We start from the raw sequence: 12,130 nt of genomic DNA, 5'->3' as shown, positions 1-12,130 counted from the left end.
GCCGATTCCACCATGCTCAGCGCGCCGGCGATCTGACCGGAGGTCATGGACGAAATATCCAGGCTGTAGACCGAGTAGCTCGAAGCCGTCGAATAGGCCGTGCCGAGGATGCCCGAGGTCGTCGTGACCGTCGTGCCGCTCATGCCGAACAGCACGTTGCCGCTCGAGCTGGCGTCGAAGGCGTAGGCGGTCGAGTTGACCTTGACGCCGCCGCTGGCATCGCGAACGAAGGAGGACACGACCGAAGCCGAACCACCGGAAGCTGCCGCGACCCAATTCTGGCCGTTGAACGACGCCGACTGAGCAACGCTCAGGAGCTGGTCCTGCAGCTGCTTGACTTCTTCCTGAACCTTGGACTTGTCGACGCCGTCTTCGGTGGCGGCAACAAGCTTTGCCTTGAGCGACGAAACGACGTCGATGGCGTTGTCCATCGCGGTGTAGGCCGTATCGACCTTGGCGGCGCCCATGCCGAGGGCGTCGGAAACGGCCGACATGGCGCTGTCGTCGGAACGCATGGTGGTTGCGATCGACCAGTAAGCAGCGTTGTCCGAAGCCTTGTCGATGCGGAAGCCGGACGATACGGCGTTCTGCGTCTTGTTGAGGTTCGAGTTGATGCCGCGCAGCGTCTGCAGCGCTGCCATTGCGTTGTTGTTGGTATTGATGCTGGTCATAGGTGTCCCCTAAACTGGATACAAAATGAGGACATACCGGACTTGGAATACCGGTAATGACGGCGGGGCTTCATGCACTTCGGTTCCGATTTCGTCGAGAACCAACCCGTCATGTCGAGGAGAGAATTCCCATCCAAACGTTTCCAAGATCTTAAATTCGAGGGGTCGGGCGGGACTCGTCGGGAACATGATTAATGCCACCTCTACGGTTCCGGCATCGGTTTCGGGCAAGGTCCGTCGAGCATGCTGGGGGGCGTTTCATTTGGCGACAGCGTCTCGCCGCCGAATCTCGGAGTTAAGGCCCTTGGATACCAAAGCTGCATTCTCGACAGCCTCGAAGCACTACCAGAAGGGCCGCTACACGCAGTCTCTCGAAGTGATCAACCAACTGATCGATATCGATAAATCGCCGAAGGTCTATGCGCTTCTCGCCAAAGCGCTGCTGAAGCTGAACTTCCGGGCGGACGCTGCGACGGCCTATACGCTCGCCGGGCGTCAGGAGCCTCTGCGCGAGGATTTTCTGCGCGAAGCGATGCTGCTTCATTTCGAGACCGGCAACGAGGGCGAGGTCATCTCGATCGCCAACCAGATCTTCTCGCTGGCACTGAAGGACCCCGAGGTCGCCTTCGTGCTTGCCGCGATCTTTCTGAGGCGGCAACAGAAGGAACTGCTGGGCGGCCTGAAGAAGGTGCTGACCGGTGGCGGCCATTTGAAGCACCTGCTGATGGCCTCGAAGCTGCTCACCGACGATCTCTACGACCCGGGCAACCTCCATATCGTCGAGACCCTCTTCAAGAAGCATCCGGAAAACATTACCTTCCGCACGCTCTTCCTCATTTTCTGCCGCGAGTTTTCGAACCTCGCTCAAGTCGACAAGTGTGCCGCGCCGGTCTTCAAGAGCATAGCCGCCGGCGACATGTCCCATGTCCGGCTTGATAACCCCTTCTTCCATCTGCATTGGTGCGGCGACGAGGCGCTGAACAAGCTCGCCGTGCACGACACGGTCGCTCTGCCCCCTGGCCACGCGGCAACCCGCCGCCGGATGCCGCACAAATGGGCAAAAAAGATCCGCATCGGCTATCTTTCCTCGGACTTCTGGCCGGGGCACGCGACGATGAAGCTGCTCCAGCGCATTCTCGAACTGCACGACAAGGAGCGCTTCGAAATCGTGCTCTTCGACCATTCCGCGCTCGATGCGCAGCGCGAGGCCGATTTCGATTTATCCAGCTGGGGAGAGATCGTCGACATCCGCAGCATGTCCGACCAGGCGGCGGCAAGCGCGATCCGTGCGCGCGAGATCGACATTCTCGTCGACCTCAAGGGCCACACCAAGGACACCCGCGCGCGCATCCTCAACTACATGGCCGCCCCGCTCCAGGTCGCATGGCTGGGCTTTCCGGGCACCACCATCAATATCGATCTCGACTACATCATCGGCGACCACTTCGTGCTGCCCGACACATCGAAGCAGCATTTCCACGAAAAATACTGCCGCCTTCCGGAATGCTACCAGCCGAACGATCCGCTCCATCGGCCAAAGCCGCGCCCGGTCACCCGCGCCGAGCATGGGCTGCCGGACGACGCTTTCGTCTTCGCTTCCTTCAACGGCAACCGCAAGATCACCTCCGAAATGCTCGACGTATGGTGCAACATCCTGCGCCGCACCAAGAACAGCGTTCTCTGGCTACTCTGCAACGGCCAGTTCGCCGAAGCCAATCTGTGGACGCGGATGGAGCAGCGCGGCATCAGCCGCAAGCGGGTCGTCTTCACCCGCCGCGTTCACTACGATGTCCACATGGACCGTCAGCAGCTTGCCGATATCGGCCTCGACACCTTCCCGGTCAACGGCCACACCACCACGTCCGAGCAGCTCTGGGGCGGCCTGCCGGTGCTGACCGTCAAGGGCACCAACTTCGCCTCCCGCGTCAGCGAAAGCCTGCTGAATGCCATCGGCATTCCCGAGCTGGTCGCGCCGGACGTCCAGGCCTATGAAGACATGGCCGTGGCGCTTGCTGCAGATCCCCGCCGCGTTGCCACCTTCAAGGCAAGGCTCGACGAAAACCGCTACATCAAACCGCTCTTCGATGCGGAACGCTTCTGCAGCCACCTGGAAACCGCCTACGAGATGATGGTCGCTCGGGCGAAGCTCGGCAAGGAACCGGATCACATGGATGTAGCAGCACTTCCCGCTCGCACATTGCCGTTCCATGCCGACGAATTCGCCGCCCAGGTCATCGCCGCCGAATAGGCGGGCCGGGTGCGGCCGACGGCCGGCGACAGAGCCGCTCCGATCGAAAGGTCGGAGGGTCGGGTCGAAAAATCAGTGAAACGAGCGCACGAGGCTGCCGACCAGCAGATTCCAGCCGTCGATCAGCACGAAGAAGAGGATCTTGAAGGGAAGCGAGATCGACGTCGGCGGCAGCATCATCATGCCCATTGCCATCACGATGGTGGACACGATGAGGTCGATCACGAGAAACGGCAACACCACCAGAAAGCCGATTTCGAAGCCGCGGCGGATCTCCGAAATCATGAAGGCGGGGACGAGGACGCGATAGTCGATCTTGTCGTCGTCGGAGACGACCTTCTGCCCGCGCTCCTGGGCGATATCCATGAAAAGCTGGACGTCCTTCTTGCGGGCGTTCGCCGCCATGAAGGTGCGGAACGGCTCGGCAATGAGGGGTACGGCCTGCGTTTCAGTGATCTTGTCGGACATCAACGGCTGCACGCCGTCGTCCCAAGCCTTCTGGAAAGTTGGCGCCATGACATAGAAGGTCATGAACAGCGCCAGGCTGAGCAGCACCATATTGGCCGGCGCCGTCGCCAGTCCCATGCCCGAGCGCAGGATCGAGAATGCGATGATGAAGCGTGGAAAGCTCGTCACCATCATCAGGATACCCGGGGCGACCGAAAGTACCGTAAGGAGCCCGAAGGTCCGGATGATCCACGAGGCGGCCGAGCCGCTCATCGGCTGATTCAACAGGTCCGTCGGCAGCTGCTGCGCCGACGCAAGTTCAGGAAGCGCCACCAGCGCGACAAGACAGATCAGGAAGCGAATCATTCAATCACGAAGGTTCTAAACATCACCTTCGATACGCGTCCCGCCGACCGAAGGTCAACTCGCTCCTGAATGTCATCCCGAAGATATTGAAAGCCGCGCGGTCCCTCGATCTGCTGAAGCGAGACGGTGCGGACATAGGCCAGGATATCCTGGTGGACATCCTCGGCCAGCTTGGCGTCCGGCGGTCCGTCGAACATCACCGCGACCTCGAGCCGCAGCCAGTTCTCCGAGGGGTAGGCAAGGTTGGTGACAATCGGCTCCAGTTGCACGATGCCGTTCGCTTCGGTGGCAATGTGCGGCAGCCCGGGCTCGCCCTTCTTGGCTGCCTCCGCCTTCTTGGCCTCGGCTTCCTGTTGCGCCTTCTGATCCGCCCCGACCGAGACGATCTTCGGCGAGACCAGCTTGCCGACGACGAAGCCGCCGCCGGCGCCGAGCAGCGTCAGCACCGCCACACCCGCGATCGTCAGGATCAGCTGCGATTTCTTCTTCGAGGTTCCGTCTTCAGCCTGTGCGTCTGCCATGGTTTCGTCCGCCTGTCGCTCGCTTTGAAGTCGCCGTCAGAGCGGCGACAGCAGGTCGACCGCCTGCTGGCCACGCGGCGGCTGCTGCACTTCCGTCAGGCGACCGCGGCCGCCGTAGGAGATGCGGGCTTCGGCGATCTTCTCGTAGGAAATGGTGTTCTCGGCATCGACATCCTGCGGCCGGACGATACCGGCGACGTTCAGAATGCGGATTTCCTGGTTTACGCGCACCTCCTGGGAACCGCTGATGACGAGGTTGCCGTTCTCAAGAATGCCGGTGACGACAGCCGCGACGAGGAGCTTGATTTCCTCCGAACGCTGCAGCTTGCCCTTGCCGTCGGTGCTGGTGTCGGAGCCGTATTTCAGGTCGGCTGTCGAGCTCGGATTCCAGCCGCTGATCGAGGCGCTGCCGTCCCAGTTGATGCCGCTGGAATTTGTCCGGCTGCGGTTGGTCTCGTTGTCGAGGTTGGCCTTGTCCTTGATCTGAATATTGACCGTCAGGATGTCGCCGACGTTGAGCGCACGGGCGTCCTTGAAGAGGGCGGCCTGGGAATCGCTCCAGAGCGAATAGCCCTGCGCCACCTGGCGCGGGCGCTTCGGATAGAGCGACATTTCCGGCGTCTGGGCGTATTGCAGTCCGCTGCCGATGGGGCTCATGGCCGGCGCCCGGCCGATCTCCCTGATCGCCTGCGACTGGCAGCCCGCAAGAAGGACGACGGCCGCAAGCGTGGCCGGAAGACGCATGTTCATGTGGGATCCTTCGTCTTCGACGTATTCGGATTGGAGGCGCTGGACATGATATTCGTCACCATCCCGGCCCGTTCGGCATCCATTTCCGAGAGAATGAGGCTCGCCTGTCGCGCCGGCAGCTTCATGAGAATGGCGGCCACGATGTTGACCCTGACCTTGTCCGAGCCGAGGTTCGTGGCGGCGGCATCGGGCTTCATGTTCTTGTAGACGTCGACGAGATTGTCATCGACCTTCTTCAGGAAGTCGTCGCGGCGCTTCAGCCAGTCCTCGTATTCCGCCTTTCGCTTGTCCATTTCGGCGATGCGCGCGTTGACGTCGGCCTGCAGCCTTTCGAGCTCCTGCTTCTGCAGGAGATAGCGCTGGTCGCGTGCGGGATCGGCGATATTGGTGCAGAACTGGCGGATTTCGTCCTGGGAGGCGGTCGGATCGGCAGCGCGCGTTCCCGCGTCCTCGGCAAATGCGCCGGGGATCGCAAGAAGCATGGCGATCGACGCCGGCATGGCCAGTTTGCGGCAGAGCGCGAAAGCCTTCGATGTCATGGCGATACCCCTCATTGCAGCACGAGTTCCGCCTGCAGCGCGCCGGCTGATTTGATGCCCTGCAGGATGGCGATGATGCCGTCCGGCTTCACGCCGATGTTGTTGAGGCCGGCGACCAGGGTTCTCAGATCCGGGCCTTCGAGGACCGCGACCCGGCCGCCGGTCTTCTGCGCCATGATGTCGGTCTGGTCCTGCACCGCCGTCTCGCCTCTGGAGAAGGGTTCGGGCTGGATGATCTGCGGGTTCTCGCTGACCTGGACGGTGAGCGTGCCGTAGCTGACGGCGACAGGCGATACCCGAACATCCGCGCCGATGACGATCGTGCCGGTGCGCTCGTTGATGACCACCTTCGCGGGCGTATCGGTCTGGACCAGAAGGTTTTCGAGGTCGGCCATCAGTCGCGTGAGGTCGGCGTTCTGCGGCTTGACGATCGTGACTTCCTGGGAATCCTTCGCCTCGGCGATCTGCGCGCCGAAACGCGACCGCGCAAAGGCGTTGACGGTATCGGCGATGCGGATCGAGGTGGAAAAATCGGGATTGCGCAGTTGCAGGACAAGGTTGACCGCATCCTTGAAGCGCGCCGGCAGCTCGCGTTCGATGATGGCGCCGCCAGGCACGCGGCCCGCCGTCGTCACACCTTCGGTGACGCTTGCCGCCGCACCCTGCGCCTGAAAGCCGGAAACGATGACGGAGCCCTGGGCAACCGCGTAGATCTGCCCATCGGCACCGGTCAGCGAGGTCATGATCAGCGTGCCGCCTCTGAGCGAGGTGGCATCGCCGAGCGAGCTGACGGTCACGTCGATGCGGCTGCCCGGGCTTGCGAAAGGCGGCAGGTTGGCGGTGACCATGACGGCTGCGGTATTTTTCGCCCCCGATTGGCCGCCTTGCGTGGAAATGCCGAGATTCTGCAGCATCGCGCGCATGGACTGCTCGGTGAACGGCGAGGATCTGAGCCCGTCACCGCTACCCTGCAAGCCGACGATCAGGCCGTAGCCGATCAATTGGTTGTCGCGTCCGGCCTGGAGCGAAGCGATATCCTTGATGCGCGAATTCATCGCGAGCGCCGGATCCGCGGCAATCAGCCCCGGCAACGCCATCAGGATCGCGATGAGACGGCCTACCCTATTCATTTGGAAACCACGCGTATCGTGCCATTTTCAAGAACGGTGCCGCTGACGATGATGCCGGAATCCAGGTTTCTCGCCCGGACGATTTCGCCGATCGCGCCATCGTCGAGCGGCGTGCCGGCAGCGGTGATGGTCATCGCGCCGATGCTCATTATCAGGCGGGCATTGGAGCCGCGCGTCACGGCAAAAGGCTGCCTGAGGGCGGAAAGCGGGACCGTGCGGCCGGGAAGCAGCGTCCGCTTGGACACCAGGCCGCTGACCTCGCCTATCGACTTGGCATAGTCGCCGGCAAGGTTCGGGTTGGTGACATCGACCTCTTCGAGCTGGCGCGAGCCAATGGGGTCGCCGGGATAGATCACCTCGGTCGGCACCACTGCCTTGCCCAGCACCTCGGCCTGCGCCTGCAGAGCGGCAAGCACGCCGGCGGCTGCGAGCACTGCGGTTGCAAGATCTTTTGCGCGGCGAAACGTCATGTTCGACCCCTGTTTCTAGCTATTTGAGGTTCTTGCTGACGACCGACGCCATTTCGTCGGCTGTGGTGATGACCTTCGAATTCATCTCGTAGGCGCGCTGCGCCGATATCAACTCGGTGATTTCCTTCACCGGATCGACGTTCGAGGATTCCAGGTAGCTCTGCTTGAGGTAACCGAAGCTGGTATCCTCGGGATTGCCGACCACGGGTTCGCCGGAGGCGGGCGTCTGCGTGAAAAGGTTGCTGCCAAGCGGCTGCAGGCCGGCATCGTTCACGAAGGTGGCGAGCTGCAGCTGACCGAGCACCGTTGGCGTGGATGCGGTTCCGATGATGGCGGATACTTCGCCCGATTGGCTGATCGTCACTTCGCCGGCGTTGCTCGGGATGGTGATGCCGGGCTGGACGCTGTAGCCATCCACCGTCACGATCTCGCCCGTCTCGCTCTTGTTCAGGGCACCGGCGCGGGTATAGGCGGTGGTGCCGTCGGGCATGGTGACCTGCAACCAGCCGCGGCCGACGATGGCGACGTCGAGGGAGTTTTCCGTCTGCGACAGTTCGCCCTGCATCTGCATCGTGCGGATCGCCGAGGTCTGGACGCCGAGACCGATGTTGGCGCCTTCCGGCACGATTGCCTGGTTCGGGCGGTTGGCGACGCCCTTGGCGCGCTCCGTCTGGTAGAGCAGATCCGTGAACTCGGCGCGGCCGCGCTTGAAAGCGGTCGTGTTGATGTTCGCGATGTTGTTCGCGATCACTTCGAGGTTGGTCTGCTGGGCATTCATGCCTGTCGCTGCGATGTTGAGCGCTCTCACGTTTTCGTCCTCAAATTTCGTTAAATCTGCATTTTTGTAATGTCGAGGAAGGCGGACACGAGCTTGTCGCGCACCGCCATCACCGTTTGCAGCGACTGGTCGGCCTGCATGACCGCGTCGACCACTTCACGGGTGTTGGCCTTGCCCTTGATACCGTCGAAGGATGCCTTTTCAGCCTGCTTCAGGTTGCCGACGGCTTCGCTCGCCATGCTGCTCATGACGGATGCAAAGCTCTCGTCGCCCATGAGGGCGCCGGCAGCGCCCTGCGAGGTGGTCAAGCCCGGCGCCAGGACCGGGGTGGTGGAGCTCGTCGAATCGACGCCGGAAAGCCCCCGGGTCATCGAAAGCGAGGATATGTTCTTGATAGCGTCAATCATCAGGAGGACTTCAGAAGATCAATGGTGGAGGAGATGAGATCGCGGGCCTGCTTGATCGTCTGCAGGTTGGCGTCATAGGAGCGGTTGGCCTCGCGCATGTCGGCCATCTCGACCAGCATGTTGACGTTCGGCATCTTGACGTAACCCTTAGCGTCGGCGGCAGGGTTGTTGGGATCGTATTCCTGGGTGAACTTGCCCTGATCCTCGCCCAACTTCTTGACGCCGACCAGTTCAGCGCCCGAGGCGCGATCCATCTGCGCGCCGAAGGTGAGCGTCTTGCGCCGATAAGGATCGGCGCCGGGGGTGTCGCCGGTCGAGCGGGCGTTGGCGATATTTTCGGAAACAATGCGCAAACGCGTGGATTGCGCTTCGAGGCCTGAACCCGCGATTTTCAAAGCGGCCGATAAGGGATCCATGTCATTACCTCTTAACTACCATCAACATCATGCGATGAAAGGAACTGACCAGCGCGGTGTTCATCCCGTACTCGCGCTGGATCTCGCCGGCCTTGGACAGTTCCTGCTCCAAAGCCACCGTATTTCCCGATTCCTGAACGCCGATTTCCTGGTTCAGCGCGGCTTCCTCGACGCGAACGTCGGTGTTGTCGCTGAAGTCGCTGCCGGAAAAATGCGCCGGGTCGGTCCGCGCCATCCCGACATCTGAATTGTCGAGCACGGCCTGGAAGGGCGTGACGTCCTTGGCGTGGAATTTCGGCGTGTTGGCGTTGGCGATATTGCCCGTGACAACCTGCTGGCGCACCTGCAGCCACTCGGCCTGCCGAGATGCCAGTGCGAAGAGCTGAATGGGTTGCATGGTCTATCTCCAATCTTACAAATCGACCCTAGGGTCGTAATCTTGCGTGGGACTTACGGGTAAATCGGTCTTTTCGCCGCCCGCTCGGCATATGCTCGCTTTGCCGTCCATCGCGACCGTCAGGGTCGCTGGTAAACCGCGCCGCCCGAGGTGACGATCACCCATTTGCCGTCGCGCTGCTCGATGGATGCAAGCTTGCTGTCGTCGGGAAGGATCGAGCCCACCCGCACGACGTACATGCCCGAGACGTCCTCGATCAACGCCCGGCCATTGGCGACGTGCAGCAGCTTGAACGGCGATTTACCCGGGAATGGCTGATCTTCCGCCGGTTGTCCCTCGATATCCTCGTGACCGATATCGGTGGCCGTCGCGGTGGTAATCGGATCGGGAACGACGGCCTTCGGCTGTGGATCGTTCTTGTTGACCATGGCAAGCGGCGAAACGCTGAAGACGTTGCGCGCCGGCCAGTCCGGCAGGTCGCGGCTGCGCTCGCCGCTTGCGACATGGATGCCGAACTTCTCCTGATTGAAGAAGACGTACCAGGGGAAGAAGGCGGCAGCACCCGCGAGCAGAAGCCCGATGCCTGTGAGCGTCCGATCCGTGGAGAGGCCCTTGCGCCGCGCCGTCCGCTTCGGTGGCGCTACCGGCTCGTCTGCGTCGATGTCGTTCACGTCAGGCTCTCCTCGCCGCGGGCTGGCTAGGCCCGCCGTTCTTCAGCGCCGTCGCCAGATCGGTGAAGGCATCGAAGGAGGGCCGGTCGCCCGGGGTCTGCTTCAAGGTCTCGTAGATGATGGGCACCTGCTTGACCGCCATATCGAGATCCGGATCGCTGCCGGGGCGGTAGCCGCCGATCAGGCGCAGGTCGCGGGTCTCTTCGAAACGGTGCACGAGCGTCTTCAGGCGCGACACCAGTTTCTCCTGATCGGGTGTCCACGCCTTGCGCGCAAGACGCGAGATCGAGGCCAGCGGATCGATCGGCGGATAGCGCCCTTCCTCGGCGAGGCTGCGCTTCAAAACGATATGCCCGTCGAGAATGCCGCGGGTCGAGTCGGCGATGGGGTCGTTGTGGTTGTCGCCGTCGACGAGGATCGAGACGATCGCGGTGATCGTGCCGGTACCCTCCGGCCCGGGGCCGGCGCGTTCCAGGAGACGCGGCATCTCGGTAAAGACCGAGGCCGGATAGCCGCGCGCGATCGGCGGCTCGCCGGAGGCGGTCGCCACTTCGCGAATGGCATGGGCAAAGCGCGTGATGCTGTCGACGATCAAGAGCACATTTTCGCCCTTGTCCCGGAAATGCTCGGCGATCGTCACGGCCGAAAGCGGCGCCATCTTGCGCAGCATCGGGCTTTCGTCGCTGGTGGCGACGACGGCAACCGATTTCTGCATGTGCGGCCCGAGCGTATCCTCGATGAATTCGCGGACCTCGCGGCCGCGTTCGCCGACCAGCGCGATCACCACCTTGTCGAAGGCCTCCGCACGCGCCACCATCGACAGAAGCGTCGACTTGCCGACGCCGGAGCCCGCGAAGATGCCGAGGCGCTGCCCAAGGCAGAGCGGCGAGAAGATATCGATGACGCGAACGCCGGTCCTGAACCCCTTTTGGATCCGCTGACGCGTCATGGACGGCGGCGCGATGTTGGAGATCGGACGGCTGACGTCGCCGCTCGGCAAAGGACCCAGCCCGTCGATCGGCTCGCCGAGCGAATTGACGGCGCGTCCGCACCAACCCTCGTTCGGCGCGAGCCGGAAGGCGCCCTTGCGAATGACGATGTCGTGGATGCCGATCGGCTCGCCCGGCTCGATCGGGCATACGAAGGCAAGCTCGGGCTCGACCCGGACGACCTCTCCGAGATGGACGCCGGTCGCCGAGCGGTGGGCGACGAATTCGCCGAGGCGTACATGCCTGGACAGGCCGCGCACGGTATAATGGCCGGCCGCGATGGTCGAGACATGGCCGCCATGGGCAACGGCATTTTCCGGCTCGGCGTAACGCTGCACCAGGTCGGCCAGGTGGCCGAGCCTCGGAGACAGCGCGCCCGTGGCCAACAGGTCCTCTTCCATCGCCGGCACCTCTTAACTGCTCCCGAGCGTCTTGATGGCGTCGGTCAGCGACTCCTCGCTGGTGCTGGTCAGCGCCGCAATGCTCTCGAAGGCGCGGCTCACCTCGATGAGCTGCGTCATTTCGCGAAGCCCGTTGACGTTGGATTGCTCGACATGGCCCTGAACGACGCCGGTGCCGCTGTGGTTGACGACCGCCTGCGGGGTTTGCGTCGTGATGATGCCGCTGTTGTCGTAACGCAGGTAACCCTTGCCGACGTCGGCGCTGTAGAGACCGATCGCGCCCACCTGCTTGTCCTGCTGGAAGATGGTGCCGTCGGCGCCGACGACCGGATCTCCGCCGTTCGGATTGAGCTGGATCGGCGCCCCGCCGGCGTCGAGGACTGGATAACCTCGCGTGGAAATGAGCTGACCCGTCTCGCTCATGGCGAACCGGCCGTCGCGTGTAAGAACCATTCCGGCCGGCGTGTTCATGGCAAACCAGGCGTCGCCCTTGACGGCGAAGTCGAGCGGATTGCCGGTGTTCTGCAGTCCGCCATTGTCGCTGGAGAGATAGTCGTTGCCCTGCGTGACGAAGGCGACCTTGGCGTTGAGCTTGTTCTCGGTGCTGCTGAGCACCTCGTCGAACTTCACTTCCGTGCCACGGAATCCGACCGTGTTCAGGTTCGCCATATTGTCGGCGATCGTCGTCAGCCGCCGCTCGAGCGCAATCTGCGACGACAGCGAGACGTTTATACCACCCTGCATTTTCAACGCCCTCCGGACATTGGAGAATAACGAAAGACGCGGATTTGGTTTCGCGCCGGTCATGTCGTTAGCCGGGCATGGATGCCCTTCGCTTGCAATATGAAGACGTTTCCTTGTGCGAAGCTGACACGGACGGGGAAGCTCAGGATGGAGGTAGGCCGCAGGAAGCACCCATCAGCCTCACG

The 12,130-nt window shown here is 62.5% G+C and carries 15 protein-coding genes; 1 reads left to right on the top strand and 14 read right to left on the bottom strand.

The annotated features are described in order from the left end of the window. The coding region (locus tag AB4048_RS16955; protein WP_442203147.1) for a flagellin N-terminal helical domain-containing protein at positions 1–671 on the bottom strand (671 nt) is incomplete at its 3' end. 304 nt (positions 672–975) lie between these two features. Between AB4048_RS16955 and AB4048_RS16950 the strand changes: the two genes are divergently transcribed. Beyond that, positions 976–2,919, top strand: a complete 1,944-nt coding sequence (locus tag AB4048_RS16950; RefSeq protein WP_442203146.1) for an O-linked N-acetylglucosamine transferase, SPINDLY family protein — start codon at positions 976–978, stop codon at positions 2,917–2,919. Positions 2,920–2,991: 72 nt separating this feature from the next. On the opposite strand, the gene fliP is transcribed toward AB4048_RS16950, so the two are convergent. From fliP to flgF, 13 genes are all read right to left on the bottom strand, one after another. Then, positions 2,992–3,732 (bottom strand): flagellar type III secretion system pore protein FliP, encoded by a 741-nt coding sequence (fliP, locus tag AB4048_RS16945; protein ID WP_442203145.1) that lies wholly within the window; start codon positions 3,730–3,732, stop codon positions 2,992–2,994. Continuing rightward, on the bottom strand, positions 3,729–4,253 hold the full coding sequence (locus AB4048_RS16940; RefSeq protein WP_442203144.1) for a flagellar basal body-associated FliL family protein: 525 nt from the start codon (positions 4,251–4,253) through the stop codon (positions 3,729–3,731). The genes fliP and AB4048_RS16940 overlap by 4 nt, the downstream gene beginning before the upstream one ends. 36 nt (positions 4,254–4,289) lie before the next feature. Next, positions 4,290–5,003, bottom strand: coding sequence for a flagellar basal body L-ring protein FlgH (gene flgH / locus AB4048_RS16935; RefSeq protein ID WP_442203143.1), 714 nt, complete (start codon positions 5,001–5,003; stop codon positions 4,290–4,292). Next, positions 5,000–5,542 (bottom strand): MotE family protein, encoded by a 543-nt coding sequence (locus AB4048_RS16930; protein WP_442203142.1) that lies wholly within the window; start codon positions 5,540–5,542, stop codon positions 5,000–5,002. The genes flgH and AB4048_RS16930 overlap by 4 nt, the downstream gene beginning before the upstream one ends. 11 nt (positions 5,543–5,553) lie before the next feature. After that, complete coding sequence (locus AB4048_RS16925; RefSeq protein WP_442203153.1) at positions 5,554–6,639, bottom strand: flagellar basal body P-ring protein FlgI; 1,086 nt, start codon at positions 6,637–6,639, stop codon at positions 5,554–5,556. A 29-nt stretch (positions 6,640–6,668) separates the two neighbouring features. Then, positions 6,669–7,142 (bottom strand): flagellar basal body P-ring formation chaperone FlgA, encoded by a 474-nt coding sequence (gene flgA / locus AB4048_RS16920; RefSeq protein ID WP_442203141.1) that lies wholly within the window; start codon positions 7,140–7,142, stop codon positions 6,669–6,671. Between the two features lie 19 nt (positions 7,143–7,161). After that, positions 7,162–7,950, bottom strand: coding sequence for a flagellar basal-body rod protein FlgG (flgG, locus tag AB4048_RS16915; RefSeq protein ID WP_442203140.1), 789 nt, complete (start codon positions 7,948–7,950; stop codon positions 7,162–7,164). Positions 7,951–7,970: 20 nt separating this feature from the next. After that, positions 7,971–8,327, bottom strand: coding sequence for a flagellar hook-basal body complex protein FliE (locus AB4048_RS16910; RefSeq protein WP_442203139.1), 357 nt, complete (start codon positions 8,325–8,327; stop codon positions 7,971–7,973). Beyond that, the gene (gene flgC, locus AB4048_RS16905; protein WP_442203138.1) at positions 8,327–8,743 is read right to left on the bottom strand and encodes a flagellar basal body rod protein FlgC; all 417 of its coding nucleotides are present in this window, start codon (positions 8,741–8,743) and stop codon (positions 8,327–8,329) included. Before flgC ends, AB4048_RS16910 begins: the two co-directional genes overlap by 1 nt. A gap of 4 nt (positions 8,744–8,747) precedes the next feature. Further along, on the bottom strand, positions 8,748–9,140 hold the full coding sequence (gene flgB, locus AB4048_RS16900) for a flagellar basal body rod protein FlgB (protein ID WP_442203137.1): 393 nt from the start codon (positions 9,138–9,140) through the stop codon (positions 8,748–8,750). A 119-nt stretch (positions 9,141–9,259) separates the two neighbouring features. Next, a complete protein-coding gene (locus AB4048_RS16895) occupies positions 9,260–9,811 on the bottom strand; it encodes a flagellar protein (protein WP_442203136.1) in 552 nt (183 codons plus the stop codon). 1 nt (position 9,812) lies between these two features. Next, entirely contained in the window at positions 9,813–11,201 is a 1,389-nt protein-coding gene (gene fliI, locus AB4048_RS16890) for a flagellar protein export ATPase FliI (protein WP_442203135.1), read from the bottom strand. A 12-nt stretch (positions 11,202–11,213) separates the two neighbouring features. Then, positions 11,214–11,945, bottom strand: a complete 732-nt coding sequence (flgF, locus tag AB4048_RS16885; protein ID WP_442203134.1) for a flagellar basal-body rod protein FlgF — start codon at positions 11,943–11,945, stop codon at positions 11,214–11,216. Positions 11,946–12,130 lie beyond the last annotated feature (185 nt).

The sequence above is a fragment of the Rhizobium sp. RAF56 genome, from assembly GCF_052113965.1.
GTDB lineage: Bacteria > Pseudomonadota > Alphaproteobacteria > Rhizobiales > Rhizobiaceae > Rhizobium.
Note: the sequence above shows the minus strand (reverse complement) of the source record. Positions and strands in the feature narration are given on the sequence as shown.

Bases quoted from the DNA above. Each gene is read 5' to 3' on its own strand.
- fliP (WP_442203145.1), bottom strand. From the start codon at position 3,732: ATGATTCGCTTCCTGATCTGTCTTGTCGCGCTGGTGGCGCTTCCTGAA.
- AB4048_RS16940 (WP_442203144.1), bottom strand. From the start codon at position 4,253: ATGGCAGACGCACAGGCTGAAGACGGAACCTCGAAGAAGAAATCGCAG.
- flgH (WP_442203143.1), bottom strand. From the start codon at position 5,003: ATGAACATGCGTCTTCCGGCCACGCTTGCGGCCGTCGTCCTTCTTGCG.
- AB4048_RS16930 (WP_442203142.1), bottom strand. From the start codon at position 5,542: ATGACATCGAAGGCTTTCGCGCTCTGCCGCAAACTGGCCATGCCGGCG.
- AB4048_RS16925 (WP_442203153.1), bottom strand. From the start codon at position 6,639: ATGGCGTTGCCGGGGCTGATTGCCGCGGATCCGGCGCTCGCGATGAAT.
- flgA (WP_442203141.1), bottom strand. From the start codon at position 7,142: ATGACGTTTCGCCGCGCAAAAGATCTTGCAACCGCAGTGCTCGCAGCC.
- AB4048_RS16910 (WP_442203139.1), bottom strand. From the start codon at position 8,327: ATGATTGACGCTATCAAGAACATATCCTCGCTTTCGATGACCCGGGGG.
- flgC (WP_442203138.1), bottom strand. From the start codon at position 8,743: ATGGATCCCTTATCGGCCGCTTTGAAAATCGCGGGTTCAGGCCTCGAA.
- flgB (WP_442203137.1), bottom strand. From the start codon at position 9,140: ATGCAACCCATTCAGCTCTTCGCACTGGCATCTCGGCAGGCCGAGTGG.
- fliI (WP_442203135.1), bottom strand. From the start codon at position 11,201: ATGGAAGAGGACCTGTTGGCCACGGGCGCGCTGTCTCCGAGGCTCGGC.
- flgF (WP_442203134.1), bottom strand. From the start codon at position 11,945: ATGCAGGGTGGTATAAACGTCTCGCTGTCGTCGCAGATTGCGCTCGAG.